24 protein-coding genes and 1 tRNA gene are annotated in these 25115 nt (G+C 67.7%); 5 read left to right on the top strand and 20 right to left on the bottom strand.

Annotated elements, in window-relative coordinates:
* Nucleotides 1-9: 9 nt before the first annotated feature.
* The 5 genes from M503_RS0108135 to M503_RS0108115 form a co-directional block, all read right to left on the bottom strand.
* Entirely contained in the window at nucleotides 10-2046 is a 2037-nt protein-coding gene (locus M503_RS0108135) for a glycoside hydrolase family 97 protein (RefSeq protein WP_028920092.1), read from the bottom strand.
* Between the two features lie 171 nt (nucleotides 2047-2217).
* Nucleotides 2218-3612, bottom strand: a complete 1395-nt coding sequence (locus tag M503_RS0108130) for a M28 family peptidase (RefSeq protein ID WP_028920093.1) — start codon at nucleotides 3610-3612, stop codon at nucleotides 2218-2220.
* A 91-nt stretch (nucleotides 3613-3703) separates the two neighbouring features.
* Complete coding sequence (gene mscL / locus M503_RS0108125; RefSeq protein ID WP_028920094.1) at nucleotides 3704-4129, bottom strand: large-conductance mechanosensitive channel protein MscL; 426 nt, start codon at nucleotides 4127-4129, stop codon at nucleotides 3704-3706.
* Nucleotides 4130-4199: 70 nt separating this feature from the next.
* Nucleotides 4200-4904, bottom strand: coding sequence for a fumarylacetoacetate hydrolase family protein (locus tag M503_RS0108120; protein ID WP_028920095.1), 705 nt, complete (start codon nucleotides 4902-4904; stop codon nucleotides 4200-4202).
* 59 nt (nucleotides 4905-4963) lie between these two features.
* Complete coding sequence (locus tag M503_RS0108115; protein WP_028920096.1) at nucleotides 4964-5248, bottom strand: hypothetical protein; 285 nt, start codon at nucleotides 5246-5248, stop codon at nucleotides 4964-4966.
* 62 nt (nucleotides 5249-5310) lie between these two features.
* Here M503_RS0108115 and M503_RS0108110 point away from each other — a divergent pair, with 62 nt between their 5' ends.
* Nucleotides 5311-5673 (top strand): Rieske (2Fe-2S) protein, encoded by a 363-nt coding sequence (locus tag M503_RS0108110; RefSeq protein ID WP_028920097.1) that lies wholly within the window; start codon nucleotides 5311-5313, stop codon nucleotides 5671-5673.
* Here M503_RS0108110 and M503_RS0108105 read toward each other — a convergent pair.
* From M503_RS0108105 to thiS, 4 genes are all read right to left on the bottom strand, one after another.
* Complete coding sequence (locus M503_RS0108105) at nucleotides 5670-7532, bottom strand: SLC13 family permease (protein WP_028920098.1); 1863 nt, start codon at nucleotides 7530-7532, stop codon at nucleotides 5670-5672. The two genes, M503_RS0108110 and M503_RS0108105, sit on opposite strands and share 4 nt — an antisense overlap.
* Before the next feature lie 120 nt (nucleotides 7533-7652).
* Entirely contained in the window at nucleotides 7653-8450 is a 798-nt protein-coding gene (gene trmB, locus M503_RS15995) for a tRNA (guanosine(46)-N7)-methyltransferase TrmB (protein ID WP_051414403.1), read from the bottom strand.
* 2 nt (nucleotides 8451-8452) lie between these two features.
* Nucleotides 8453-9262, bottom strand: a complete 810-nt coding sequence (locus tag M503_RS0108095; RefSeq protein ID WP_028920099.1) for a thiazole synthase — start codon at nucleotides 9260-9262, stop codon at nucleotides 8453-8455.
* Between the two features lie 56 nt (nucleotides 9263-9318).
* Nucleotides 9319-9519 (bottom strand): sulfur carrier protein ThiS, encoded by a 201-nt coding sequence (thiS, locus tag M503_RS0108090; RefSeq protein ID WP_024867711.1) that lies wholly within the window; start codon nucleotides 9517-9519, stop codon nucleotides 9319-9321.
* Between the two features lie 172 nt (nucleotides 9520-9691).
* Here thiS and M503_RS0108085 point away from each other — a divergent pair, with 172 nt between their 5' ends.
* The 4 genes from M503_RS0108085 to M503_RS16835 all read left to right on the top strand — a co-directional run bounded on the left by M503_RS0108085 (nucleotide 9692) and on the right by M503_RS16835 (nucleotide 12734).
* Nucleotides 9692-11461, top strand: a complete 1770-nt coding sequence (locus M503_RS0108085) for an autotransporter domain-containing esterase (RefSeq protein ID WP_028920100.1) — start codon at nucleotides 9692-9694, stop codon at nucleotides 11459-11461.
* Nucleotides 11462-11540: 79 nt separating this feature from the next.
* A tRNA-Gly gene (locus tag M503_RS0108080) sits at nucleotides 11541-11614 on the top strand.
* A 94-nt stretch (nucleotides 11615-11708) separates the two neighbouring features.
* On the top strand, nucleotides 11709-12218 hold the full coding sequence (locus M503_RS16840) for a DUF6538 domain-containing protein (protein ID WP_155952003.1): 510 nt from the start codon (nucleotides 11709-11711) through the stop codon (nucleotides 12216-12218).
* Between the two features lie 30 nt (nucleotides 12219-12248).
* Nucleotides 12249-12734 carry a hypothetical protein gene (locus M503_RS16835; RefSeq protein WP_051414399.1) on the top strand — a complete coding sequence of 162 codons (486 nt, stop codon included), beginning with the start codon at nucleotides 12249-12251 and terminating at the stop codon, nucleotides 12732-12734.
* A gap of 37 nt (nucleotides 12735-12771) precedes the next feature.
* Here M503_RS16835 and M503_RS0108070 read toward each other — a convergent pair whose 3' ends face one another.
* From M503_RS0108070 to M503_RS0108025, 11 genes are all read right to left on the bottom strand, one after another.
* Nucleotides 12772-13923: a S1C family serine protease gene (locus M503_RS0108070; protein ID WP_028920101.1), complete on the bottom strand. Its 1152-nt coding sequence runs from the start codon at nucleotides 13921-13923 to the stop codon at nucleotides 12772-12774.
* 19 nt (nucleotides 13924-13942) lie between these two features.
* Nucleotides 13943-14905, bottom strand: a complete 963-nt coding sequence (locus M503_RS0108065; RefSeq protein ID WP_028920102.1) for a zinc metalloprotease HtpX — start codon at nucleotides 14903-14905, stop codon at nucleotides 13943-13945.
* A complete protein-coding gene (locus M503_RS0108060; RefSeq protein ID WP_428992224.1) occupies nucleotides 14892-15326 on the bottom strand; it encodes a phosphate-starvation-inducible PsiE family protein in 435 nt (144 codons plus the stop codon). The genes M503_RS0108065 and M503_RS0108060 overlap by 14 nt, the downstream gene beginning before the upstream one ends.
* A 76-nt stretch (nucleotides 15327-15402) precedes the next feature.
* Nucleotides 15403-17091, bottom strand: a complete 1689-nt coding sequence (locus tag M503_RS0108055) for a cation:proton antiporter (RefSeq protein ID WP_028920104.1) — start codon at nucleotides 17089-17091, stop codon at nucleotides 15403-15405.
* A 3-nt stretch (nucleotides 17092-17094) separates the two neighbouring features.
* Nucleotides 17095-17538, bottom strand: coding sequence for a thioredoxin TrxC (gene trxC / locus M503_RS0108050; RefSeq protein ID WP_028920105.1), 444 nt, complete (start codon nucleotides 17536-17538; stop codon nucleotides 17095-17097).
* 12 nt (nucleotides 17539-17550) lie between these two features.
* Nucleotides 17551-19416 carry an ATP-dependent zinc metalloprotease FtsH gene (gene ftsH / locus M503_RS0108045; protein WP_028920106.1) on the bottom strand — a complete coding sequence of 622 codons (1866 nt, stop codon included), beginning with the start codon at nucleotides 19414-19416 and terminating at the stop codon, nucleotides 17551-17553.
* 27 nt (nucleotides 19417-19443) lie between these two features.
* Entirely contained in the window at nucleotides 19444-20874 is a 1431-nt protein-coding gene (cls, locus tag M503_RS0108040) for a cardiolipin synthase (protein WP_028920107.1), read from the bottom strand.
* Between the two features lie 16 nt (nucleotides 20875-20890).
* Complete coding sequence (gene clpK, locus M503_RS0108035) at nucleotides 20891-23758, bottom strand: heat shock survival AAA family ATPase ClpK (protein WP_028920108.1); 2868 nt, start codon at nucleotides 23756-23758, stop codon at nucleotides 20891-20893.
* Nucleotides 23759-23854: 96 nt separating this feature from the next.
* Nucleotides 23855-24424: an Hsp20/alpha crystallin family protein gene (locus tag M503_RS0108030; RefSeq protein WP_028920109.1), complete on the bottom strand. Its 570-nt coding sequence runs from the start codon at nucleotides 24422-24424 to the stop codon at nucleotides 23855-23857.
* A 1-nt stretch (nucleotide 24425) separates the two neighbouring features.
* A complete protein-coding gene (locus tag M503_RS17390) occupies nucleotides 24426-24695 on the bottom strand; it encodes a hypothetical protein (protein ID WP_155952002.1) in 270 nt (89 codons plus the stop codon).
* A 38-nt stretch (nucleotides 24696-24733) separates the two neighbouring features.
* The coding region (locus M503_RS0108025; protein WP_028928193.1) for an integrase core domain-containing protein at nucleotides 24734-25115 on the bottom strand (382 nt) is incomplete at its 5' end.

The raw sequence follows: 25115 nt of genomic DNA, 5'->3' as shown, positions 1-25115 counted from the left end.
TCGCACTCCTCAGCGAACGCCCGCGGCTTCGGTCGCGGCGATCCGCGGCGACGGCGGCACCAGGTGCAGCACCGCGCCGCCGCCGGCAGCCAGTTCGAGGCCGAGCCGGCGCCGGTCGGCATCGAGGCGTTCCTGGACGCGGCGCACGTCGGTCGGCGCGTCGCCATCCAGCCACAGCGTGGCCTGCCAGTCCGCGGCGGGCAGGAAGTCCAGGTCCAGTTCCAGCGTGCGTGGCTGGTCGGTCATCGCGCCGATATACCAGTCGCGGCCGCTGCGCCGCGCCACCACGATGTAACGGCCGATCTCGCCGGCCAGCACCCGGGTCTCGTCCCAGCGCGCAGGCACCAGGCGCAGGAAGTCGGCGCCGGGGGCGAGGCCGCCGTCGCCGTCGAGGTAGGCGTCGGGGCTGTCGGCGACCATCTGCAGGCCGCTCTCGTAGACCACGTACATCGCCAGCTGGTGCACGCGGGTGCCCATCACCCGGGGCGCGTCGAACACGACCTGGAAGTGTTCCGGCGCCACGTTGCGGAACCCGCCGGGCGTGTAGTCCATCGGCCCCAGCAGCATGCGGGTGAACGGCAGGGTGAGGTTGTGTTCCGGGGTGATGCGCCGGCTCCACTTGTTGTACTCGGCGCCGAGCACGCCCTCGCTGGTGAGCAGGTTGGGCCAGGTGCGCTCCAGCCCGGTGGGCCGGTACATGCCGTGCAGGTCGAGCATCAGCCGGTGCTGCGCCGCGCTGCGCGCCATGCGGTGGATGAAGGCGACCATCTCCTGGTCGTCGCGTTCCATGAAGTCGACCTTGACTCCCTGCACGCCGAGGTCGCGGTAACGCGCGAACACCGCGTCCATGCGCGGCTCCAGCGACTTCCAGTGGTTCCACAGCCAGATGCCGATGCCGCGCTGGCGCGCATGCCCGATCACCGCCGGCAGGTCCAGCGCCGGGACCGCGCGGGTGATGTCGGCGTCGGGCTGGTAGCGGCCGTCGCCGCTGCTGCCCACGTACCAGCCATCGTCGATCAGCATGTAGTCCAGGCCCAGCGCGGCGGCGTGGTCGATGTAGCGGATGATCGTCGCGGTGTTCATGCCGGCCCCAGCCACGTCGGGCGCGCGGCTGGCCGACCACCAGTCCCAGGCGGCCTTGCCCGGGCGGATCCACGCGGTGTCCTGCAATGGCGTGGGCGGATTGAGGTTGCTGATGAGGCTGGATTCGACCAGCGCCCCGGGACTGTCGCCGATCAGCAGCACGCGCCAGGGCGTGAGGTGGCCGTCCGCCGCGACCTCCTCGCGCGGCAGGCGCACCGCGACCTGCGGCGAGTCCAGCCGCGGCGAGAGCCGCGCTTCCACGCCGAGGCGACCGTCGCCGCGACCGGCGAGGTAGAGCGCGGCGTAGCGGTCCAGGTCGGCTTCGGCGATGGCGAACGTGGTGGTGCCTGCGCCGGTGCTGCAGACCAGCGGCAGGTCGACGAGGTGGTGCGCACGCAGGCGCGAGGCGTCGATGGGGTCGTATTCGCCTTCGTGGCTGGTGCCGAAGCGGCCGAGGTTCAACGCGTGGCAGGCGTAGTCGCGCGGGAACAGGAAGCCGGTGAGGTCCTGCTGCACGACCAGGTCGCCTTCGGCGGGCCGTGGCAGGCGGTAGCGCAGGGCGATGCCATCGTCGTAGGCGCGGACCACCACGCCGAGGATGCGGCCCTGCGCGTCGGCCAGGTCCACGTCCAGCTGGCGGTAGTGGTCGCGGGCCTGGCGGGTCTTGCCGGCGACGGCCTCCCAGGTGGCGTCGGCTTCCGCGCGACGCACCGCGGCGACGTCGGTTCCGTAGCCCAGGCGCTCATTGACGCCCAGCTGCACGCCCAGCGGCGAAGGCGCGATCAGCAGCTGGCCGGCGCGCTCCACCGCCCAGGCGGGGAAGCCGTCGACCTGCGTCGCCAGGGTGACCACGGTGCGTCCGTCGGGCGATTCCAGCCGCAGCGGTGGCGGCGCGGACGCAAAGGCCGGCGCACAGGCCAGGCCGAGCAGCAGGGCGACGGCGGTACGCGGCAGGCGCGGCATCGGAGGCTCCCTTCCCGGAGGAGGGAAGGAGCGTACCCGCCATCGTGGGCGGTGTCTGGAATAGCTCGCCGGCGCATCCGGCATAGGCTCCACGCGAGCGCGGGTGCGTCGCCGCGTGGAGGGTGCGTTGCATGGAGCCGGCATGCCCGCCGGCTCCAAGCCGGTCGCGGCCTACTTCGCCGGCGCCGGCTCCTTCGCCTGGCTGCCGAAGTCGCCTTCGGCTTCCGCCGCCAGGAAGGCGAACACCGCGTACGCGGCCACGTTCTGCGCCAGCGCGGCCGGATCGATCTTGTCGAGGGTGTCGTCGGCGGTGTGGTGCAGGTCGAAGTAGTCGCTGCCATCCTGCGCCAGCCAGGCCCAGGTCACGCCCTTCGCGGCCAGCGGGATGATGTCCGGGCCGGGGCCGCCCTTGTCCGGCGCGTACTCGATGCCCAGCGGCGCCAAGGCCTGGGCGATCTGCGCGGTGGCCGCGCGCGCGTGTTCCGGCGCGCCGGTGTTGAAGGCGTAGATGCGGCCGGCGCCGAAGTCGCTCTCGGCGGCGAGCTGGTGGAGGTTGGCCTCGGCCGCATGCGCGGCGGCGTATGCCTTGCCGCCGTGCAGGCCCTGTTCCTCGTTGGCGTAGGCGACCACGCGGATGCTGCGTGCCGGGCGCTGCGGCAGGCCGGCGATCAGCTTCGCCGCGGCCATGCTGATGCCGATGCCGGCGGCATCGTCGATCGCGCCGGTGCCCAGGTCCCACGAGTCCAGGTGGCCGCTGATCAGCACCACTTCCTGCGGACGGCTGCTGCCGGTGATCTCGCCGATCACGTTCTGCGAGGTGTAGGTGCCGTTCCAGCCGGCGTCGATCGCCAGGCGCAGCTTCACCGGGCCGCGCGCGACCAGGCGCGCCAGCTGCTCGGCGTCGGGAATGCTCAGCGCGGCGGAGGGCACCGGGGTCAGGCCGTCGTCGAAACGGGTGATGCCGGTGTGCGGCACGCGGTGGCTGTCGGTCCCGGCCGAACGCATCAGGAAGCCGATGGCACCCTTGCGGATCGCCGCCGACGGGCCCTTCGAGCGCACCGCGCTGCCCGGGCCGTAGCCGCTGCCGTCGCGCGCGGCGGCCATGCGGTAGTCGACGAAGGCGATCCTGCCGGCGAGCGAGCCTTCCGGCGCGGCCTCGAGCGCGGCCAGGTCGGGAAAGCGCACGACCTCGCCCTCGACCGTGCCGCCCGGGCTGCCGCCCAGCGCGGTGATGGTGAGTGGCTGCGCGTGCCTGCCGAGCACGGCCAGGCTCTCGCTGCGGCGCTCCCACTTCGGGAAGGTCACCGGCTCGGTCCACACGCGGTCGAAGCCCAGCTCGCGGAACTTCGCTTCGGCCCAGGCCACGGCGCGCGCATCGGCCTCGCTGCCGGCCAGGCGCGGGCCGACCTCGGTGGTCAGCGATTCGGTGACCTTCCAGGCGGTGTCGTCGGCCAGTGCGCGCTCGCGCAGCTGCGCGGCCTGCTGCAGGGCGTGGTCCGGGATGCGGGTTTCGGCGGCGCTGGCCACGAGCGGGACCAGCAGGGCGGCGAGCAGTGCAAGGCGCATGCGAACAGGCTCCGGCGGGAAAGCCCTTGAGCCTAGCAGAGCCGCCCGGCGCGCTCCCGTGCGCATGGTCACGGGAGCGCGCCAGTCGATGTCACCGCGGCTGCTGCAGCGAGTCGCGGATCTGGCGCAGCAGCACCACTTCCTCGCTTGGCTCGGCCGGCGCGGCAGGCGCTTCCTCTTCCTTCTTCTTGCGGGCCAGGCGGTTGACGCCCTTGACCAGCAGGAAGATGGCGAAGGCCACGATCAGGAACTGGATGACGGTGTTGAGGAACACGCCGTAGCCGACCACCACCGCCGGGATCTCCGTGCCGTCGGCGGCCACGCTTGCCGGCGACAGGGTCCAGGCCAGGTCGGAGAAATCCACGTTCCCGATCAGCCAGCCCAGCGGCGGCATGATGATGTTGTCCACCAGCGAAGTGACGATCTTGCCGAACGCCGCGCCGATGACGACGCCGACGGCCAGGTCGATCACGTTGCCGCGCATCGCGAATTCCTTGAACTCGCTGATCATGCCCATCTTGTTCTCCTAGTGTTCCAGCGTGCAGGCGGCACGCGTGCAGAGCGTAACCCGTGCCGGTGCCCGGCGATCAGCCTTCGACGTGGCCGCGCAGGGTGGCGATGCCTTCCAGTCGTGCCTCGAAACGGTCGCCCGGCCGGAGGGCGGCTACGCCGGCCGGGGTGCCCATGAACACCAGGTCGCCGGCGCGCAGGGCGTACAGCTTCGACAGCTCGTGCAGGATCTCCGGGACGTCCCAGATCAGGTCCGACAGCGGCGCGCGCTGGCGCGGCTGGCCGTTGACCTGCAGCTCCAGCACCCGTGCGCCCAGCTCGCCGGCCGCGGCGGCCGGCACCAGTTCGGCGACGGGCGCCGAATGGTCGAAGCCCTTGGCCGTGTCCCAGGGCAGGCCCTTGGCCTTGGCCGCGGCCTGCAGGTCGCGGCGGGTGAGGTCGAGGCCGACGGTGTAGCCGTAGACCAGCGCCTGCGCGTCCTCCACCGGCAGTACGCCGGCCGGCGCGTCGCGGCCGATCGCCACGACCAGCTCGACCTCGTGGTGCAGGTCGGCGGTGGCAGGCGGGTAGGGCACGGCTTCGCCGGTGACGATGGCGTCGGCCGGCTTCATGAAGAACACCGGGGTGCCGCGTTCGGCCTTCGAGGCCGGCGCGGTGGCGCCCATCTCGCGCGCGTGGTCGGCGAAGTTGCGGCCCACGCAGTAGATGCGGTGCACCGGGAAATGCCCGCCGCCACGCACCGCGAGGCGCGGCACCGGCGGGGCGGGGATCACGTCGTTCATGGCAGCGCCCATGTGGAAAGAGGGCGCACAGTCTACGCGCCGGCGGCGCGGCTTTCGCCTCAGCGCGGGGTCGGCAGCTGCGGCTTCTGCACCACGCGGTACTCGGCCTCGAAGGTCTGGCGCGCGGCCGCAGGCGTGCGCGGCGTGCGCCGCGCCAGCAGGCGCCAGGCCATGCCCGCGGCGAGCATCGCCGCGCCGACGAACACGCCGAAGAACACCAGCACCGCCAGCAGGACCAGTCCCACCAGCCCGAACAGCAGGCGCAGCAGCGGCGTGCGCGGCTTGCGTGGCGCGAACAGGAAGTTCAGCTGGGACGCATCGAAGCGGAAGGAACGGGCGTGCATCAGTACATGTGCCAGAATTGCAACCAGTGCGCAGGGTAGCCGTGCCTGCCGGCAGGGTTGTGATGGGATCGTTAAACGCTGAACCACTCCTCAGTTTCGAAGGCCTGGCCGATGGCGCCCTGGTCGAGGTCGAAGCCGTGCTCGATGGCGATCCGGAGTCGCTGGTCGTGCACCGCCAGGGCGACGCCGTGCGCGCCTGGCTCAATGTCTGCCCGCACGCCGGGCGGCGCCTGGACTGGGCCCCGGGCCAGTTCCTGAAGTCACGCGAAGGCCTGCTGGTGTGCGCCGCGCACGGCGCCAGCTTCGAGCTGGAAGGCGGCCAGTGCGTGGCCGGTCCCTGCCGCGGCGACGCGCTGCGCGCGGTGGCGCTGGAAGTGCGCGACGGCCAGGTCTGGCTGGCGGCGACGCCGGGCGACGCGGGCTAGCGCCCGCCCCAGAACATCAGGTTCACCACCACCACCACGATCAGCGTGTACAGCGCCGACAGCGGCGCGCCGACGCGCCACAGGTCGCGCGAGGCGTAGTTCGCCGGGCCGGTGACCATCGACATCACCGGGTTGGACGCGGTCATGAAGTTGTTGGAGGCCGACAGCGCGGTGACCAGGGCGAACGCGGTCGGGTCGCCGCCTACCGCCAGCGCCAGGTTGATCGCGATGGGCACCATCACGATGGTCGCGCCGACGTGGCTGATCACCAGCGAGAACGCGGTGGTCAGCACCGCCACCACGATCTGCAGCAGCCATGGCGGCGTGCCTTCGGGCAGGCGGTCGAGGGTGTTGCCGGCGACCCACGCCGCCGCGCCGCTGCTGTCCATCGCCCAGCCCAGCGGGATCAGGCAGGCGGTGAGGAACACCGTCTTCCAGCTGATCGCCGCGTAGGCCTCGTCCATCTTCAGCACGCCGGTCAGCAGCATGCCGGCCACGCCGGTCATCAGGGTCAGCGACACCGGCAGCTTGCCGGTCAGCGCGATGAGGATGGTGAAGGCGAAGATCGCCATGGCGATCTTGAACTTGTGCGGGCGCTGCTCGCCCTTCGGGTAGTCGGTGACCACGGCGAAGTCGCGGCTCTCCGCGGCCTGCGCCAGGTCCTGCCAGATGCTGTGGAACACCAGCATGTCGCCGGCGCGCAGCGGCACCGAGCGCACGTCCTCGCGGATCACCTGCTTGTCGCGGTTGATCGCCAGCAGGCTGATGCCCAGCTGCTTGCGCAGGCGCAGCTCGCGCGCGCTCTTGCCGATGAAGCGCGAGGTCGGCGGCAGCACCGCCTCGGAGATGCCGGCGCGCGCCGGGTTGAACAGGTCGCCGAGGTTGCGCAGGCGCGAGGACATGCGCAGGAACTGGTTCTGGGCGAAGTCGGCCACCTGCTGGCGCGGGCCCATCACGCCGAGCACGCTGCCGACCCAGATGCGCATGTCCGCCGGCGGCGCCAGGCGGGTGTCGTTGCCGGACTTCAGCGCCAGCAGCAGCGGCGCGTTGTGCAGCGACTCGGCCTCGGCCACGGCCATGCCGACCAGCGGGCTCTCCGGGCTGACCACCAGTTCGAACACGTCGCCCTCGATGCCGTAGGTGCGGGCGAAATAGCTCTCGGTGCGCGCGGGGGTGACGTTCTCCTCGCCGCCTCCGCCCTCGAGTTCGGCCAGCTTGCGGTTGCCGTAGAAGTGGAAGTACAGCAGTGCCGCGGCCAGCAGGGTGATGCCCACCGGCGCCGGCGCGAACATCGGCAGCTGCTCAAGCGTGGCCGTGCCCGAGGGCAGGTTGTTGTTGGCCGAGACCAGCAGGTCGTTGAGCAGGATCAGCGGCGAGTTGCCGACCATGGTCAGCGCTGCGCCCATCACGATCGCCGCCGCCAGCGGCAGCAACAGGCGCGACATCGACAGCCCGCTGCGCGCCGACAGCCGTGCCGCCACCGGCAGGTACAGCGACATCACCGACGGGTTCTGCATGAACGAGGAGTTGAGGCCGGCGACCAGCGAGGTCATCGCCAGCAGCCGCTTCTCCTTGCCGTGGCCGCGGCGCAGCAGCCAGCCGGCGAGGCGGTTGAGCGCGCCGGTGCGGTCAAGCCCGGCGCCCAGCACCATGGTGGCCATGATGCTGATCACCGCGTTGCCGGAGAAGCCGCTGAAGATCTCCTCCGGCGCCACCAGGCCGGTGACGCCCAGCACCACCAGCACGACCAGCGCGACCAGGTCGGCGCGGATCCGGTCGAACAGGAACATGGCCATCGAGAACCCGACCAGCCCCAGCACCAGGCGCATGTCGTTGGTCAGGGTGAGGCCGGATTCCATTGGCGCGCCGGGTCCTTATGGCGATGCGGGAACGGAGGCGGGAGCGGGGCGCGCGCCTCCGGCAGGGCCGGAGCAGATGGGGCGGGATGCGGACGGCGCGACGCTCATGTGGGTTCGAGTTTAGCCGTCCGCGGCCGGGTTGGGTCCGGGATCGCCGTCACCGCCGCCACCGCCGCCGCTTTCGCCGACGCGGTCGTAGAGCAGGTCCCACACCCCGTGGCCCAGCTTGAGGCCGCGGCGCTCGAAGTGGGTCTCCGGCCGCCACTCCGGGCGCGGCACGTGGCCGCGCGGGCCGGCGCGGTTGGCCAGGCCGGGGGTGGCCTCGAGCACGTCCCACATGTGCTCGGCGTAGGGCTCCCAGTCGGTGGCCAGGTGCAGGCGGCCGCCGATGCGCAGCTTGCGCACCAGCAGCGCGGCGAACTCCGGCTGCACCAGGCGGCGCTTGTTGTGGCGCTTCTTGTGCCAGGGATCGGGGAAGTAGATGCGGATCTCGTCGAGGGCGCCATCGGCGACCTCGTTGCGCAGCACCTCGACCGCGTCGTGGTGGTAGACGCGCACGTGGTCGCTGCCGTCGGCGGCCAGGGCGTTGAGCAGGCGGCCGACGCCGGGGGCGTGGACTTCCAGGCCGATGTAGTCGCGCGAGGGATCCTGGCGGGCGGCGAAGCGCAGCGCCTCGCCGTTGCCGAAGCCGATTTCCAGCACCTTCGGCGCGTTGCGGCCGAACACCGCGTCGTAGTCGCGCAGCTGGCCGGTGTAGTCCAGGCCGAAGCGCGGCCAGGCCTCGTCGAACGCGCGCTGCTGGGCCGGGGTGAAGCGGCCCTGGCGCAGGACGAAGCTGCGGATCTCGCGCCGGCCTTCGCTGGCGGTGTAGGGCTTGGGCGGGGCCTTGGCGCCCTCGCTGCTGAACGGGTCGGTCATCGTCAGCCGATCAGTCCGTCCACCGGCGACGAGGCGCTGGCGTAGCGCTTGCGCGGGATGCGCCCGGCGAGGAAGGCCTCGCGCCCGGCCTCGACGGCCTTGCGCATGGCGCTGGCCATCAGCACCGGGTTCCTGGCCCCGGCGATGGCGGTGTTCATCAGCACGCCGTCGCAGCCCAGCTCCATGGCGATGGCCGCGTCGGAGGCGGTGCCCACGCCGGCGTCGACGATGATCGGCACCTTGGCGTTGTCGATGATCTCCAGCAGGGTGTAGCGGTTCTGGATGCCCAGGCCCGAACCAATGGGCGCGGCCAGCGGCATCACCGCGCAGCAGCCGATCTGCTCCAGCTGGCGGGCCAGGATCGGGTCGTCGGAGGTGTAGACCATCACGTCGAAGCCGTCGGCCACCAGCAGCTCGGCGGCCTTCAGGGTCTGCACCACGTCCGGGTACAGGGTGCGCTGGTCGCCCAGTACTTCGAGCTTGACCAGGTTGTGGCCGTCCAGCAGCTCGCGCGCCAGCTTGCAGGTGCGCACCGCCTCCTCGGCGGTGTAGCAGCCGGCGGTGTTGGGCAGGATGGTGTAGCGCTCCGGCGGCAGCACGTCGAGCAGGTTGGGCTCGCCCGGGTTCTGGCCGCCGGCGTTCATGAAGAGCGGGGTGCGGCGGATGGCGACGGTGACGATCTGCGCGCCGGCGGCTTCGGTGGCCAGGCGGGTCTCGTCGAGATCCTTGAACTTGCCGGTGCCGGTCAGCAGGCGCGATTGGAAGGTCCGCCCGGCGATGACCAGCGGATCGTGCGTGTGGGGGGTGTCCATGCGCCAATTATGGCCCGCCGGGGCGGCGGCCGATAGCGCGGGCACGCCGCGCCGGCTCAGCCGCCGCCGAGGGCGTGGACGATCTCGACCCGGTCGCCGGCGGCCAGCGCGTGTCCGGCGTGGCGGCCGCGCGGGACGATCTCGCCGTTGACCTCCACCGCCACGCGGCGGCCGGCCAGGCCTTCGGCTTCGAGCAGGGCTTGCAGGGTGGTTCCGGCCGCGACGCTGCGCGGCTCGCCGTTGATCACGATGTCCATGGCGCGATTGTCGCATCGCCGGCGCCTTGCCGCAGCGCAGCGTGAGTGCCGGCGGCCATCGGCGGACCATTGGGACCATGCGCTCGCGTACGTCTGATGCGCCTGCGTCCGCATTCCCAGCTCCACGAATCCAGGAGATTCCATGACCGTATTCCGTCCGCTCCGCACCCCGCTGGCCCTTGCCCTGGCCCTCGCCGCCGCCCCGGCCTTCGCCGGGCAGTTCGACGGCGGCACCGTGTTCTTCGGCGACAGCCTCACCGACTCGGGCCACTTCCAGAACCAGCTGCCGGAAGCGGTGCGCCCCGCGACGGGCCGCTTCACCACCAACCCGGGCTGGGTGTGGGCCGAATACGTGGCGAAGAACTTCGACGGCGACGGTCGCACCGACAACCAGGGCGGCGACAACTATGCCCAGGGCGGTTCGCGCGTGACCGTGCAGAACGGCGCCGCCGAATCGACGATGTCGCAGGTGACCCGTTACCTCGCGGCCAACGGCGGCCGCGCCAATCCGGATGCGCTGTACACGGTGTGGACCGGTGCCAACGACATCTTCGCCGTGGCCGCGGGCGCCCCGGCGCAGTCGACCCTCGCCACTGCCGTCGGCGGCGTGGTGCAGATCGTCGGCACCCTCGACGCGGCCGGCGCGCGCTACATCCTGGTCCCGAACCTGCCGGACATGGGCCTGACCCCGAACGCGATCGCCGCCGGCCCGGCCGGCCAGGCCGCGCTGACCCAGCTGGCCGCGACCTACAACACCGCCATGTACGGCGCGCTGGCGCAGCAGGGCTACCGGGTGATCCCGCTGGATACCTTCACCATGCTGCGCGAAGTGGTGGCCAGCCCATCGACCTACGGCCTGCGCAACGTCACCCAGACCGCGTGCCTGCCGCCGGACGGCAGTTCGCTGACCTGCAACCCGACCTCGCTGGTTTCGCCGGACGCGGCCTCCACCTACCTGTTCGCCGACGGTGTGCATCCGAGCAGCGCGGCGCACGCGATCCTCGGCGACTACGCGGTCTCGGTGCTGGAAGGCCCGCAGCTGATCGGCCTGCTGCCGCAGTCGGCGCGCGCCATCGGCCGCAGCCGCGCCGACCAGGTCGCCTGGCACCTGGGCGGCAAGCCGGAAGCGGCGGGCCTGCGCTGGTGGGGCGGCCTGCGCGGCGACTACCAGCGCCGCGACCACGCCGACCTCTACGACGGCCTGGCCCCGGCCGGCCTGTTCGGCCTCGACTGGTCCAACGGCCAGGGCCTGGTGGCCGGCGGCTTCGCCGGCTACGGCCGCCTCGACGCCGACTTCGGCAACGGCCGCGGCGAGTTCAAGCAGACCGACGCCAGCATCGGCGGCTTCATCGGCTGGTATGGCGCGCACGGCTGGATCAACGCCCAGGCCAGCTACACCGGCCTGGACTTCGACGTGAACCGCCGCGTGCAGATGGGCCCGGCGGTGCGCCGCCACGCCGGTTCGGCCGACGGCAGCAACACCGCCTTCGGCGTGAACGGCGGCTGGGAGTTCGGCCAGGGCGCGCTGCGCCACGGGCCGGTCGCCGGCCTGCTGTGGCAGAAGATCGAGCTGGACGGCTACACCGAGAGCAACCTGGCCTCGACCGCGCTGGCCTACCCCGACCAGGACCTGGATTCGCTGGTCGGCAGCCTGGGCTGGCAGGCCCGGATCGACGCCGGCGGCTGGTCGCCGTACGTGCGCGCCACCTGGGACCACGAGTTCGAGGACGCGCCGGCCGAGGCCTTCGCCAGCCTGCAGACCGTGCCGGGGATGGAGTACGCGGTCCCGGCGGCGCTGCTGGACGACAACTCCGGCACCGTGGTGCTGGGTGCGCGCATGCGCCTCGGCGGCCTGGAGGCCGACGTCGGCGCCCGCGCCACGGTCGGCCAGCGCGGCGGCAACGACTCCGGCCTGTTCCTGAGCATCGGCGGCAGCTTCTGAACCACCCTCCCGCCGGGCGCCGCGCGCGCCCGGCGGCGTTGCGCCGGCGCCCCGCTGGCGCATAGACTTCCGGTCCCGCGCGGGTGTAGTTCAATGGTAGAACTGCAGCTTCCCAAGCTGCTAACGTGGGTTCGATTCCCATCACCCGCTCCACTCAATCGAAATCCTGGCACATAAAGTGCTGAAATTAAAGGGATTTTGATCGAAAACGCGGCCTCAAACGAACCGACCTTCAGGTATCGTTTTAGTGCCCAAGCCCTATTTGATCCGCCGTCCCAGCGGGCTCTATGTCCGCTTTCTGGTGCCTGCCGATCTGCGTCCCGCGTTCGGGTCGCGCTTCCTCGTTCGCCGCCTTCCATCAACAAATGCCGATGGCATGCGCTTGGCTGCTGCCCGCATGGCTGTGGCACTCTCCCATGCATTCGCGCAGGTGCGGCAGGGGGATGGCGTGGCGGATTTGGACGATTTGCTGGGCAGTGCCCAGAGGGCGTTTGGCACGGGGAAGGCCAAGGAGTGGACCGCTGAATCGGTAACCGTGACGCCAGGCGGCGGAGTGGTGTTCAAGGGGGTCAAGACCGAGAACGCGCAGGACGCCAAGGCCTTCGCTGAAACCGCCCGCGAACTGTCCAAACAGAACGCGCCTGTGGTGTCTCCTGCGCCCGTCGCAGCTGCGGATAGCCCGATGGTGGGCGTGCTTATCGCCGAGCACTTGGCCGATCTGGAGCGTCGGAAATTGGCTACCGATACCGTCACCTAAAGCCGCCACACGCTTCGGATTTTTCTGGGCGTGGTGGGTGACAAGCCGGTGGGCCAAGTGGACCGCAACGACCTGCGGGCGTTCTGGGATGGGGTGCGCTGGTGGCCCGCCAATGCGACCGTCAAGCGCGAGTATCAGGGCCTGACGGTCCAGAACATCATCGCCAAGGGCAAGGCGGCCGATGTGCCCGCGCCTGCGCCCAACACCATGAAGAAGCACCGCCAGCGCCTGAGCGTGTTCTTCAATGACTTGGTGGAAGCGGGCACGCTGTCCAAATCCCCCATCACCAGCAAGATGCTGAAGGTGGAAAGCGGCGAGGCCGAAACGGGGCGGCCGTTCACCGAGGCCGAACTGCGGCGCATCTTCGACCCCGCTACCTTCCTACCGTGGGCCAAGAAATCCGCGCATCGCTTCTGGGGGCCGATCCTTGGCCTCTACAGTGGCGCGCGCGTCACCGAGGTGGCGCAACTGTATGTGGCCGATATCGAGCAGGTGGCAGGGTGCTTCGACCCTTGAATGACGCCCCTTCTCATCGCAACAGTCCATTGCTGGATCAAACGCCGGGCTGCAGCTCCACACGCACCTCGCGCGACTTGCCATCCCGCTCCACCAATAAGACCACCACATCGCCAACCTGCTTGTCATCGAGCCGGGCCAACAACTCGGCCACATCGTCTATGGCCGCGCCATCGATGTTGACGATACGATCACCCGGTACGATGCCTTGCGGTGAGACCTCGATCCCGACAAGCCCCGCCTTCTGTGCGGCCGAGCCTGGGGTGACCCGCAACACGAACACGCCTCGGCTACCGATCATGCCCTGCAGGCGCGCGTTGAGTTGCTCGTCCACCTCGATGCCCAGCGCCGGGCGGATGTACTTGCCGTTCTTGATGAGCTGCGGCACCACCCGCATGACGGTATCGACCGGCACGGAAAAGCCGATGCCGGCCGATGCGCCGGATGGGCTGTAAATGGCGGTGTTGATGCCGATGAGTCGTCCGGCGGAATCGAGCAGCGGACCACCGGAGTTGCCCGGGTTGATGGCGGCGTCAGTCTGGATCAGGTGCTCGATGGCTGGGCCTCCCGCTTCTCCCGCGAGGCTCCGGTCGAGCGCGGACACGATGCCGGTGGTCAGCGTCCAGTCGAGCCCGAACGGATTGCCGATGGCGAACACCTTCTGCCCCACCTTGAGGTCAGCGCTGGTGCCCACCGGCACCGCAGGTGGGCGTTTGAAGCCGACACCGATCTTGAGCACCGCAATGTCGTGCGCCGGGCTGGCGCCGACGAGTGCGGCCTGGTAGTCGCGTCCGTCGGCCAGTTTGACCGTAGCAGAAGATGCGCCCTGGATGACATGGAAATTGGTCACGACATGACCCGCTTCGTCCCAGATGAAGCCTGACCCTGTTCCGCGTGGAACGGAAAAAACATTGCGCGACCAGACATCACGCACCAACTGCGCCGTGGAGATGTAGACGACCGATGCACGCGACTTCTCGAACAGCTCGATCGTGGCTTTTTCGTCCTGCGCCAGGTCGTCGCGCGGCGTCACAGTGCGTTCGGCCGCCTGCGCAGGCGTGAACCACGCTTCGATGGCGGGGAGAAACTGCCACAACAGCATGAGCGCCGCGATGCAGGCAGTGATGACCAGCCAGCGTCGGACAAAATGGCCTGGTGCTGCGCGGTTATAGGGGTCGATGTAGGCCATAAATATCTCCGGTTGAAAATCAGCGCCACAGACCACCCGGCCGCCAACGCGGCGAGCGCGGCGAAACAGTGGAGTTTGGCAAGATGTAAGGCGAATGAAGTGGCGTCGGATGAACCGGCGCCGACAGCTCCCGCAATCGTTCGATACGTGCAGCGGTTGCAGGGTGTGTTCGCAGCCAAGAAGGCTCAGGATTGCCCCAGCCCGGCAGCAGCCAGGCACGCCAGGATCGGCTGACCCGCTCGATTTTCGCCAACGCAAGGGCGAGCCCCTGCGGATCGCCCGTCAGCTCGGCCGCCAGCCGATCGGCGTCGAACTCGCGCACCCGCGACAAGCCGAGCTGGGCCAGCAGCGCCAGTTGTGGCGCGACCGCCAGCAACAGTAACGCGGGCCAATTGACATCCACCGCGCCCAACAGCAACGCCGGAAAACTGAACAGGATGGCAACTTGTCCGAGCACAGCCATGAAATGCGTCAGCCGGCTGATGGAGTCCGCCAGCCCCATCACGCGCAGGTCCTCGTTGGCGATGTGAGCCACCTCATGGGCAACCACGCCGGTGAGCTCGCGCGGCGTGAGGCTACGCAGGAGTCCATCGGTGAGCACGATGGCGGAGCGATGGGCCGAACCGGTGGCGAACGCATTGACCATGGCGCTGGGGGCGTAGTGCGGCACCGGCACGGCAGGCAAACCGGCCCGTGCCGCCAGCTCGCGCACCAAGGCCCACAGATCGGGCGCTTCGCTCGGGTGCACGGCACGCGCACGATAGAATCGCAGGGTCAGACTCGACGCAGCGGCTGGCTCGACCAGCAGCGCAAGGCCTCCTGCTGCCAGTGCCAGCCATAGCCCCATATCGCCGAAAAGCAGACTGCCGGCCAGGGCGGCAATGCCGAGCAGGGTCACGATCAGCAGCACTGTTTGCAGGCGGTTGAGCCAGCGATGCCGCGACCAGGCTTCTGCCGCTACGCCAAAGTCACGACGGCTCACGCGGGGCTTCCTTGGTCACTCTGTCATCGCGCTCGCGCAGCAGCCAGTAAGCAGCCCCCAGGGCCAGGGTCGCCCCCGCCAAGGCGGCGATTTTTCCCGGGCTGACATCAGGGTCGAGAATCACGAATTTGCGCGCGAGCGCGATCAGCGCGATCAGGATCACCGTCTTGACCTGGATGATGCTGTCGCGGCGCAATGCCACGCGCACGATCGAGTGCTTGAACTCCATCGCGATCAACAGCGTCATGATCATGCCGAACACGCTCTGGAACACCTTGTGATCGAGCGGATTGAAGGCATCGATGATGAGCAGGGTGAAGACGATGGAGATCAGCTGAATCAGCGACACGACGATGATCACGGCAATCACCGCCGACAGGAGCAGCGCCACGACCTGCTCGAAGCGTTCATAGAAGCTCATGACGGCCCACTGGTCGCGAAAAAGCCGAAATGGGTTGAGACGTTCTGATTTCATAGGAAACTTGCACCCTTGTGGTTCATAAAGTAGTGGCATTGCGCATTGACGACAGTGCGCCATTGGCAGCGGTGACTGGAACACCGCCGAGCTGCATCACTTGTTCTGCCAGCCCCAGCGCCGGGGCAATGGCTGCCTTGTAGACGTGAACGTTCGGCAGTTCCTTCAAAACAAGGGCTTCGCTCTCACGCCAGCACACAACCACGACGGGCAAAGCCGGGTGGCGCTGGCGCACTGCTCGCGCAATACGGAACACCGATTGCGGATGAGGGAACGTCACCACAACCAGGCGGGCCTGCGACAGTCCTGTGGCGTGCAATGTATCGGGGCGGCTGGCATCGCCATAAACCACGGGGGCTCCCGCCGCTCGCGCCGTTGCCGCCTGCTCGGCATCCGACTCCAGCAGCAGGTGGGCGACGCCTGCCAGCTTGAGGGGCTGACCGAGCACGAGACCGAGCTCGTCGGCACCGCAGACGATGACATGGTCGCGTAGCGCCTGTGCTTGTATGGCTGCATCGCCCTCCTCAGCTTGCGGCAAGGGCGCGGCGGAACCCGAGCGACTCAAGCGGATCGCCAACCAGTCATGGTGGCGGATGAATACCGGTGCCAACGCCATGCTCAGAACCAAGGCTACCAGCATCGGCTGCACCACTGCCGCATCGATCAGCCGCTGCTGCAACACCATTCCCGACAGCAACAGCGCGAACTCACCGCCATGTCCCAGCATAATGCCTGTACGCCAAGCGTCCAGCGCAGAAAGGCGCGAAGCCCGCAATGCCAGGAGATTGAGTCCCATTTTCATGGGGACCCAGGCCAGCATCCAGGCCAACACCGCCAGCGGTGCCGCCACCAACTGCACCAGGTCCAACTGCAAGCCGATGGTGACGAAAAACAAGCCTGAAAGCACGTCACGAAACGGCTTGAGGTGTTCTTCCATGTGGTGCCGGAAGTCGCTCTTGCCCAGCACCATGCCGGCGAGAAATGCACCCAGGGCCGCAGATACGCCCAGCGCATGTGCAGCTCCCGCAGCAGCCACCACCACGGAGAGCGAAACCAGCACGAAGGCTTCTTCATGCCCCAGACGGGCTACCCAGCCCAACAACGTGTGCAGCAGGCGACGAGAGACCACGGCCGACACGCCAAACAGCAATAGCACACCGAGAACTTCCAGCACGACACCGCCGATACTGGTCGAATCGCCCCTGGCCCAAATCGCCACCAGGGCGAGCAGTGGCACGCTGGCTAGATCCTGAAGCACCAGCACAGCAATGGCGCTGCGGCCATGGCGTGTCGTCAACTCGCCTTGATCGGCCAGTTGCCTGCTGACGAGTGCCGTGGACGACATCGCAGCAGCCGCGCCCAGGAGCGCAGCTGCGTTGGGCTCAAGCCCCAGCGCCATCAGAATCAGCGCGAGCGGCGTCGCAATCACCGCCATCTGGAGCATGCCGGCCACCAGCACCGTCTTGCGGGTGAGCCAGAAATGGCTGAGAGAGAACTCCAGGCCGACCAAGAACAGCAGCAGCGCCACCCCCAGCTCGGACAGAAAGCCCAATGGCGCCCCTGGCACGATCCAAGCCGCCACCGATGGCCCCAGCACTGCACCGACGACGATATAGCCGAGCAGGGCCGGTGTCTTCAGCTTTGCTGTAACCACGGCCGCCAGACTGCACGCAGCCAGCAGCGTGAGGGTCGTACCGAGCAAGTCCTGCATCGTTCAGCGTCCGGACTGCGCAGCCGATGCCCAGCGCACGATGTCCTGCGCCCCAATGGCGCCGGCCTGGCGCGCGATCTCTCGCCCGTTGCGGAATAGCGCCAGGGTGGGAATGCTGCGGATGCCGAACTGCGCGGCCAGATGTGGCTCGGCTTCGGTGTTGACCTTGGCGAGCCGGACCTTGGGTTCCAGTAGGCGCGCGGCCTGCTGGAACTGCGGCGCCATCATCTTGCAGGGCCCGCACCAGGGTGCCCAGAAATCGACCAGCAAGGGAATGTCATTGCGCTCGGCATGACGGGCGAACGTGGCTGCGGTCAGCTCAATGGGCTCGCCGGTGAACAGCGGATGCTGGCACCGGCCGCAATTGGGGTGGTCGTCCATCTTCGCTGTCGGTACGCGGTTGATGGATTGGCAGTGCGGGCAAACAATGTGAACGCTGCCGGTCATGGTGCAACTCCATCAAGGATTGGTTGGTGACGATGACACCGCTTGGGCACCAGCATCGCGGGATTCGCGCCGTAGCCCTTGAGTCAACTGGCGGATATCGTTTTCATCGAGGGTTTCGCGCGCCAGCAGCTCGCGTGCGCAGCGCTCCAGCACCTCGCGATTACGGTCGAGAAGCCCGTAGGCGCGATCGAACGCGCCCATCATGATGTCGCGGATGGCCTGGTCGATGCGCGCCTGGGTGGACTCCGCCATCCGGCAGCCCCCTTGCGCCAGTTCGGGCACATCGAGAAAGCGCGGCCTTTGCGCCTCGAAGGCGATGTAGCCCAGCCCCTCGTCCATGCCGAAGCGCGTGATCATGTCGCGGGCAATGTCGGTGGCGCGCGCCAGATCGTCCGCCGCGCCTGTGGACAGTTCGCCGAACACCAGTTTCTCGGCGGCGCGCCCGCCCAACAGCACGGCGATCTTGTGCTCGAGATCGGCGCGTGTCATCAGGAAACGGTCTTCGGTGGGGCGTTGCATCGTGTAGCCAAGCGCGCCGATGCCACGCGGAACGATCGACACCTTGTGCACGGGATCGGTCCCTGGCAAGGCCAGTGCCACCAGCGCATGGCCCATCTCGTGGTAGGCCACGGTTTCCCGCTCCTTCGGGCTGAGCACGCGGTTCTTCTTCTCGAGCCCGGCCACGATGCGTTCAATGGCTGCGGTGAAGTCCTGTAACTCCACCGCCTGCGCGCGGCGCCGTGTCGCAGCCAACGCCGCTTCATTTACCAGGTTGGCCAGGTCGGCGCCGGAAAAGCCGGTGGTCAGCGCCGCGACCTGCTCCAGGTCCACGTCGCGGCCGAGGGTGACCTTCTTGACATGGACCTTCAGGATGTCGAGACGCCCCTTCTTGTCGGGCCGGTCCACCAGCACCTGGCGGTCGAAACGGCCGGCGCGCAGCAGCGCCTGGTCGAGAATTTCGGGGCGATTGGTGGCAGCCAGGATGATGAGTCCCACCGAACTGTCGAAGCCATCCATCTCGGTGAGCAGCTGGTTGAGCGTCTGCTCGCGCTCGTCGTGGCCGCCGATCGGCCCACCCGCACCGCGCGCGCGGCCGAGAGCGTCGAGTTCGTCGATGAAGATAATGGCGGGCGCCTGGGTGCGGGCCTGCTCGAACAAGTCGCGCACGCGCGCGGCCCCCACGCCGACGAACATCTCGACGAACTCCGAGCCGGAGATGGAAAAGAACGGCACCCCGGCTTCGCCGGCCACCGCCTTGGCCAGCAAGGTCTTGCCCGTGCCCGGCGGGCCCACCAACAGTACGCCTTTGGGGATGTGCGCACCGAGGCGGCCATAGTCCTGCGGGCTCTTCAGGAAATCGACGATCTCGACGAGTTCAGCCTTGGCCTCGTCCACGCCCGCCACATCCGCGAAGGTCACGCCCGTGTTTTTCTCCATGAACACTTTGGCGCGGCTCTTGCCAATGCTCAGGAAACCGCCCATGCCCTGCTTCTCGGCAAAGCGGCGGAAGAGGAAAAACCAGACGCCAAAGAATGCTACTGCCGGCAGAATCCATGACAGCAGATCGCGCAGCCAGGTGCTTTCCACCACCCGTGCATAAGGAACCTCGTATTTGGACAGGCGCTCCGCCAGATCAGGTTCGACGCGGGTCGCAACGATGGTGTTCTTGCCACGGGCGTCCGGCGATTTCAGACGCCCGGTCACGGTACGGTCCGACACCAGCACCTCGGCGACGCGGCCTTCGGCCAAAGCCTTCTCGAATTCGCTGTACGGCACCGGCTCGACGGTCTGCGCCGCTTGCCAGTAGTTCTGGAGCATCAACAGCATCAGGCCGGCAACGATCCAGTAGCCGACGTTCCATTGATCTTTCTTTTCCATCAGCGTTGTTCTCCGAAAGTCGTTTCTCTATAGAACCGGTGTGAACAGGCGGGCGACACCGTCGCGCACCTTTACGGCAAGCGGACGCGTGCGCACGGCCGTGGGTGTGACAAGGGCCGACGCGTCGCGTGTGGTATCGAAAAGTGCTTCGAGACGGTCACACAGCGCAGCGTCGTACACCTCGACATTGAACTCGAAGTTGAGCCTCAGGCTGCGCGCGTCCCAGTTGGCCGACCCCAGGCAGCACCAGGCGCCATCGACCAGCATCAGCTTGGTGTGGTCGAAGGGGCCGGGCCGCTCGAAGATCCGTACGCCATGCTCCATCACCTGCCAGTAATGGGCGCGGGCCGCCCATTGCACGGACGGGTGATCGCCGTTGGCAGGCGTGAGCACCTCGATCCGTACGCCGCGCAAGGCGGCCGTATTCAGCGCCGCGATCATCGGCTGATCGGGCACGAAGTAGGGCGTCCAGATGCGAACCGACTGCTGTGCCGCACTCAAGGCCCCCATGAATGTCCAACGCATCCGGTCCAGGGTTTCGTCCGGGCCGGCCTCAATGCCTCTGGCCCAACTTGTACCCAGCTCGGCAGCCGGCGCAGGCCGCCCACCCCAGAAGCGCTCGTCGAGCCGCTCGTCCGTGGTGTCGCACCAATCCTCGGTGAAGCAGCGCTTGAGATCGGCGACGACCGGGCCCTGCAGGCGGAAATGCAAGTCATGGCAGGCCTGCTCGGGCGCATCGGGCCGCCAGTACGGACTGAAGATGTTCATGCCGCCGGTGAAGCCTGTTTCGCCGTCGACCACCAGCAGCTTGCGGTGATTGCGCAGGTGCGCGGCATGCAGCCGTGCGGGGATCAGCGTCGGATTGAACGATGCCACCATTAATCCGCTGCGCTTCAGCCGCCGATGGGCGCTCTGGCGTACCCATCGTGCGGAGACATCGTCGATCAGCACCCGCACCTGCACGCCGCGCGCATGGGCACGCTGCAGGGCTTCGACAAACTGCGTACCGATGCCCTGGCCATCGAAGATGTAGGACGTCAGGGCAACGCTGTGACGGGCCGAGTCGATCGCGGCGAGCATGGCCGGGTAGGCCTGCTCGCCATCGACCAGTGGCTCGATGCGATTGCCACCGGTCAGCGGCTGACCGGTGGCGCGCCCCACCAGATGCGCTAGGCCGGCGAACGCCGACGGCAGCGTGGCGGGGACCTCCACACAGTCTGTCGTCGGCGATGCGCGACCACCGCCCGGGTACAGCCTCCGCGCCCGCCGCTGATAGCGGTTGATACCGAACAACAGGTACAGCAGCGAACCGCCAAGCGGTAGCAGCGCGATCAGCAGCACCCAAAGCGCGGCCGATCGCGGGTCACGCTTGTAGACGACCGCGTGCCCCGCAGCGGCGAGCGCCGCCCCGAGTGAGGCCAGGGTGGCTGCCGATGCCAGGCCATGGGAAGCAGACATGACAGCCCCCGATGCATCAGGATGGATCGCTCGCCGGTTTCTTCTTCCGGGAACCCTTGCCGTCGTCACTCCTGGGCGCATCGGTTGACTTGGCTTCGGCCGGCTTGGCTTCGTCAGGCTTGTCGGCCTCGACCTCGCTCCTGGGCGGCTCCGTGCGCTCGAAGCCGACCCGATCCGCCTTGTCGTCCCAGCGGGCGACGACGTGATCGCCCTTGCCGATGCTGCCGCCCAGCATCTCGCGCGCCAGCGCCGTTTCCAGCTCGCTGCGGATCAAGCGCTTGAGCGCACGCGCGCCGAATTCAGGCTTGTAGCCTTCCTCGGCAAAGTGGTCGATCAAGGTCTGGTCGAAGGTCAGGGTCACGCCCTGGCTGGCCGCGTTACGCGCCACGCGATCGAGTTGCAGCCCGACGATATGACGGATCTCCTCCTTGCCCAGGGCATGGAAGACGATGATCTCTTCGATCCGGTTGAGGAACTCGGGCCGGAAGTGCCCGCGCAGCACGTCCATGACCTCGTTTTTTGTCTTCTCGTACTCCTCGCCAGCCGCACCGCGCGCCTTCAGGCGCCGCTGGATGATGTCCGAGCCCAGGTTGGACGTGGCGATGATGATGGTGTTGGTGAAGTCCACCACGCGCCCTTTGCCGTCGGTCAGGCGGCCGTCGTCGAATACCTGCAGCAGGATGTTGTAGACGTCGGGGTGGGCCTTCTCGATCTCGTCGAGCAGCAGCACGCTGTAGGGCTTGCGACGCACTTTCTCGGTCAGCTGACCACCCTCGTCGTAGCCGACGTAGCCCGGGGGCGCGCCCACCAGTCTCGCCACGGTGTGGCGTTCGCCATACTCCGACATGTCGATGCGCAACAGTGCGCCCTCGTCGCCGTAGATGGCTTCGGCCAGGGCCTTGGCCAGCTCGGTCTTGCCGACGCCGGTGGGCCCGAGGAACAGGAACGTGGCTACCGGCTTGCTGCCCTCGCGCAGGCCGGCGCGCGACAGCCGCACCGCATCGGCGACGGCGCGCACCGCTTCGTCCTGCCCGACCAGGCGCTCGTGCAGACGCTGCTCCAGGTGCAGCAGCTTCTCGCGCTCCTCCACCGTCAGCTCGTTCACCGGAATGCCGGTCAGGCGCGAGACGATCTGGGCCACGTGCTCGGCCTTGACCTCGGCGCTGCCCGAGGCGCGCTCGCGCTCCCATTCCTCGACGCGCTTCTTGAGCTCGGATTCCTTGGCTTCGATCCGCTTGCCGATGTCCGCCGCCTTGTCGTATTGCTTGCGGGCTGCCACGTAGTCCTGCTCACGGCGCAGCTGGTGCAGTTCCGCCTCCAGCTCCTGCACGGCGATCGGGCGCGCCGTCGCAGACAGCTTCACACGTGCGGCGGCCTGATCAAGCAGGTCGATGGCCTTGTCCGGCAAGAAGCGCGCGGTGATGTAGCGGTCGGAGAGCTCGGCGGCGGCGATGATCGCCTCCTCCGAGATGCTCACCTTGTGGTGCGCCTCAAAGGTGTCGCGCAGGCCGCGCAGGATCATGATGGCCTGCGCCACGGTGGGCTCCGGCACCGTCACCGGCTGGAAGCGTCGCTCCAGCGCGGCGTCCTTCTCGATGTACTTCTGATATTCGTTGAGCGTGGTGGCGCCGATCAGGTTCAGTTCGCCACGCGCCATCATGGGCTTGAACACGTTGGCCACGTCCAGGCCGCCTTCGCCGCCGCCCTGGCCCGCACCGACGATGGTGTGCACCTCGTCGATGAACAAAATCATTTCGCCCTGGTGCTCGGAGATTTCCTTGAGCACCTTCTGCACGCGCTCCTCGAACTCGCCCCGGTACTTGGCACCTGCGACCATTGCATTGATGTTCAGCTCAACCAGGCGCTTGTCGCGCAGCGTCTCGGGCACATCGCCGGCCACCATGCGCTGCGCCAGACCCTCGACGATGGCGGTCTTGCCCACGCCGGGCTCGCCGATCAGCACTGGGTTATTCTTCTTGCGCCGTGCCAGCACCTCGATCGTGGTCTCGATCTCCTGGGCTCGACCGATGACCGGGTCCAGCTTGCCGTCACGCGCCATCTTCGTCAGGTCGCGGGAGTACTTGTCGAGCTCGGGGGTGTTGGTGGGCGTCTCGGCGCGGCCGTCCTCGGCGCCCTTGCCGACCACCTTGTTGACCTGCTGGCGCAGCGCCTGCGGCGTGAGGCCATAGCGGCGCAGCAGGTTGGCCGCCAGACCTTCGCCTTCTTCGGCCAGTCCCACCAGAAAATGCTCGGGGCCGACATAGGAATGACCGAGTTCGTTGGAGGCCACGAAGGCGCGGCTGAGTGCGTCCTTGACGCGCGGCGACACACCGATTTCGCCCTCGAAGGGCTTGTCGCCCCGCTTGGCCTCGGATTCGATCTGGCGTTTGAGGTCGTCCACCTTGATCTTGAACTGACCAAGGATGGTCTTGACCACGTCACTGTCAGTCAGCGACAGCAGCAGGTGTTCGGTATCCACCTCGGGACGGCCAAACTCGGCGGCGTGCTTGGCGGCCTCCTGCAGCAGGATCTCTGATTGTTCGCTGATGCGGCTGGCCAGCCCGCCACCGCGACGGCGCGGTGCTCCGGCCCCTGCGGACGCCGGTTCGCCGAACGAGGCATCGACCACTTCATCGTCGGCATCGGCTGTCACCGGCGCCGAGTCGTCACCGAGGCGGAAGAAGTCACTGCCCAGGAAATCCTCGAACAGCCCGCTGCGCGAGCCGAACAAGGCTTCCAGCGGGGAAACGGTACGCTTTTGCTGGCGTACCAGCTGGCGGTAGTGGTCGTCGCACAGCAGCATGGTGCTGTGGCGACCATTCAGATTGGCTTCTACCCGCACGGTGGCAGGTTGGCCGCAGACTTGGCATTGTTTTCTGGCCATGCTGGCACTCCTGGAGTGATTGGGGCGACGAGGTGCCGCGTGTCATGGCACCTCGTCTGCGAGTTGATTGATCAAGTACGCAAGCGGCAGTCGATTTCAGCTGTTGATGGGAATGGAGCGCCCCTGCTTCGGTGCACTGGCCTCACGCTTGTCCATCGTGATGGTGAGCACGCCATTCTTGAAATTGGCCTTGATGGAGTCCTGATTGGCGTCGCCGGGCAGGTTCAGCGCACGCTGAAAACTGCCGTAGGACCGCTCGATCCGATGGAAGCCACCCTCCTTCTTCTCCTGCTCCTGCCGCTTTTCACCGCGCACCACCAGCACGTCGTTGTCGAGCGTGATCTGAATGTCCTTCTCCTCGACACCTGGAACTTCCACAGCAATCCTGTACTGCGTATCAGTTTCCTGGATGTCCACGGCCGGCTTCAGCATGCCTGGCCACTCTGCCGGCCAACGCGGCATGGCCAAAGTCGGAAAACCAAACCCGCGGAATGCGTCATCAAAGAGGCGGTCGATCTCGCGATGCAATTGCAGGATCGGACTGACTGCACCGCCTGCCACAGGCTGGTCATTGCGCTGCACAGGCATCGAGGCAGCCGCCTGTTGCTCTTCCTGTTCGTTCTTGAACCAGTTCCAGGGGGCCAACTTTTTCAGATCGAAACTCATGTCACACCTCCAAAAAATAGTTAAGCAAATATCTCAATTCATTTGTCTGCTGATCCATGCCAAGGCACACAGGCCATACGGCGTACGTGTCGGAGTCAAGCTGTTCACCTTCGCGCATCACCTCCTTTTCTTGTCTCGGTTGGCGATCGATCTTCAATCCAGCGATCGATGTCGCTCGCCGAAACCGCCATGTCCCACCCACTTTGAACGCCGCCAGCTCGTCGAGCGTGAAGATTTCATCCGGACCAGTTTTCGTGGTTCCACCACGCATGAATCGCCCCGGCTTCTCCGGAGGCCATTTCGTTTGAGTCACGCCGCCATGGCGTGNCCCGGGTTGCTGGCGTAGAACGCTGCCTCGGCTTCCGCCGGGGGTATGTTGCCGATCGACCCCAGCAGTCGTCGGTGGTTATACCAGTCGACCCAGTCCAGGGTCTCCCATTCCACCTCTTCCCGGCTGCGCCAGGAGCGGCGGTTCGTGACCTCGGTGTTGAACAGGCCGATCACGGTCTCGGCCAGCGCGTTGTCGTAGCTATCGCCGACGCTGCCCACTGACGGCTCGATGCCGGCCTCGATCAGGCGGTCGGTGTAGCGAATGGAAAGGTATTGGCTGCCGCGGTCGGAATGGTGGATCAAGGCATTCTCGCCGGGCCGGCGCGCCCAGACCGCCTGCTCCAGCGCGTCGAGCACGAAC

It is taken from the genome of Pseudoxanthomonas suwonensis J47, assembly GCF_000513955.1.
Classification (GTDB): Bacteria; Pseudomonadota; Gammaproteobacteria; order Xanthomonadales; family Xanthomonadaceae; genus Pseudoxanthomonas; species Pseudoxanthomonas suwonensis_C.
This window is presented reverse-complemented; position numbering and strand designations above follow the sequence as displayed.

Bases quoted from the DNA above. Each gene is read 5' to 3' on its own strand.
- M503_RS0108135 (WP_028920092.1), bottom strand. From the start codon at position 2,046: ATGCCGCGCCTGCCGCGTACCGCCGTCGCCCTGCTGCTCGGCCTGGCC.
- M503_RS0108130 (WP_028920093.1), bottom strand. From the start codon at position 3,612: ATGCGCCTTGCACTGCTCGCCGCCCTGCTGGTCCCGCTCGTGGCCAGC.
- mscL (WP_028920094.1), bottom strand. From the start codon at position 4,129: ATGGGCATGATCAGCGAGTTCAAGGAATTCGCGATGCGCGGCAACGTG.
- M503_RS0108120 (WP_028920095.1), bottom strand. From the start codon at position 4,904: ATGAACGACGTGATCCCCGCCCCGCCGGTGCCGCGCCTCGCGGTGCGT.
- M503_RS0108115 (WP_028920096.1), bottom strand. From the start codon at position 5,248: ATGCACGCCCGTTCCTTCCGCTTCGATGCGTCCCAGCTGAACTTCCTG.
- M503_RS0108110 (WP_028920097.1), top strand. From the start codon at position 5,311: ATGGGATCGTTAAACGCTGAACCACTCCTCAGTTTCGAAGGCCTGGCC.
- M503_RS0108105 (WP_028920098.1), bottom strand. From the start codon at position 7,532: ATGGAATCCGGCCTCACCCTGACCAACGACATGCGCCTGGTGCTGGGG.
- trmB (WP_051414403.1), bottom strand. From the start codon at position 8,450: ATGACCGACCCGTTCAGCAGCGAGGGCGCCAAGGCCCCGCCCAAGCCC.
- M503_RS0108095 (WP_028920099.1), bottom strand. From the start codon at position 9,262: ATGGACACCCCCCACACGCACGATCCGCTGGTCATCGCCGGGCGGACC.
- thiS (WP_024867711.1), bottom strand. From the start codon at position 9,519: ATGGACATCGTGATCAACGGCGAGCCGCGCAGCGTCGCGGCCGGAACC.
- M503_RS0108070 (WP_028920101.1), bottom strand. From the start codon at position 13,923: ATGGCCTACATCGACCCCTATAACCGCGCAGCACCAGGCCATTTTGTC.
- M503_RS0108060 (WP_428992224.1), bottom strand. From the start codon at position 15,326: ATGAGCTTCTATGAACGCTTCGAGCAGGTCGTGGCGCTGCTCCTGTCG.
- M503_RS0108055 (WP_028920104.1), bottom strand. From the start codon at position 17,091: ATGCAGGACTTGCTCGGTACGACCCTCACGCTGCTGGCTGCGTGCAGT.
- trxC (WP_028920105.1), bottom strand. From the start codon at position 17,538: ATGACCGGCAGCGTTCACATTGTTTGCCCGCACTGCCAATCCATCAAC.
- ftsH (WP_028920106.1), bottom strand. From the start codon at position 19,416: ATGGAAAAGAAAGATCAATGGAACGTCGGCTACTGGATCGTTGCCGGC.
- cls (WP_028920107.1), bottom strand. From the start codon at position 20,874: ATGTCTGCTTCCCATGGCCTGGCATCGGCAGCCACCCTGGCCTCACTC.
- clpK (WP_028920108.1), bottom strand. From the start codon at position 23,758: ATGGCCAGAAAACAATGCCAAGTCTGCGGCCAACCTGCCACCGTGCGG.
- M503_RS0108030 (WP_028920109.1), bottom strand. From the start codon at position 24,424: ATGAGTTTCGATCTGAAAAAGTTGGCCCCCTGGAACTGGTTCAAGAAC.
- M503_RS17390 (WP_155952002.1), bottom strand. From the start codon at position 24,695: ATGCGTGGTGGAACCACGAAAACTGGTCCGGATGAAATCTTCACGCTC.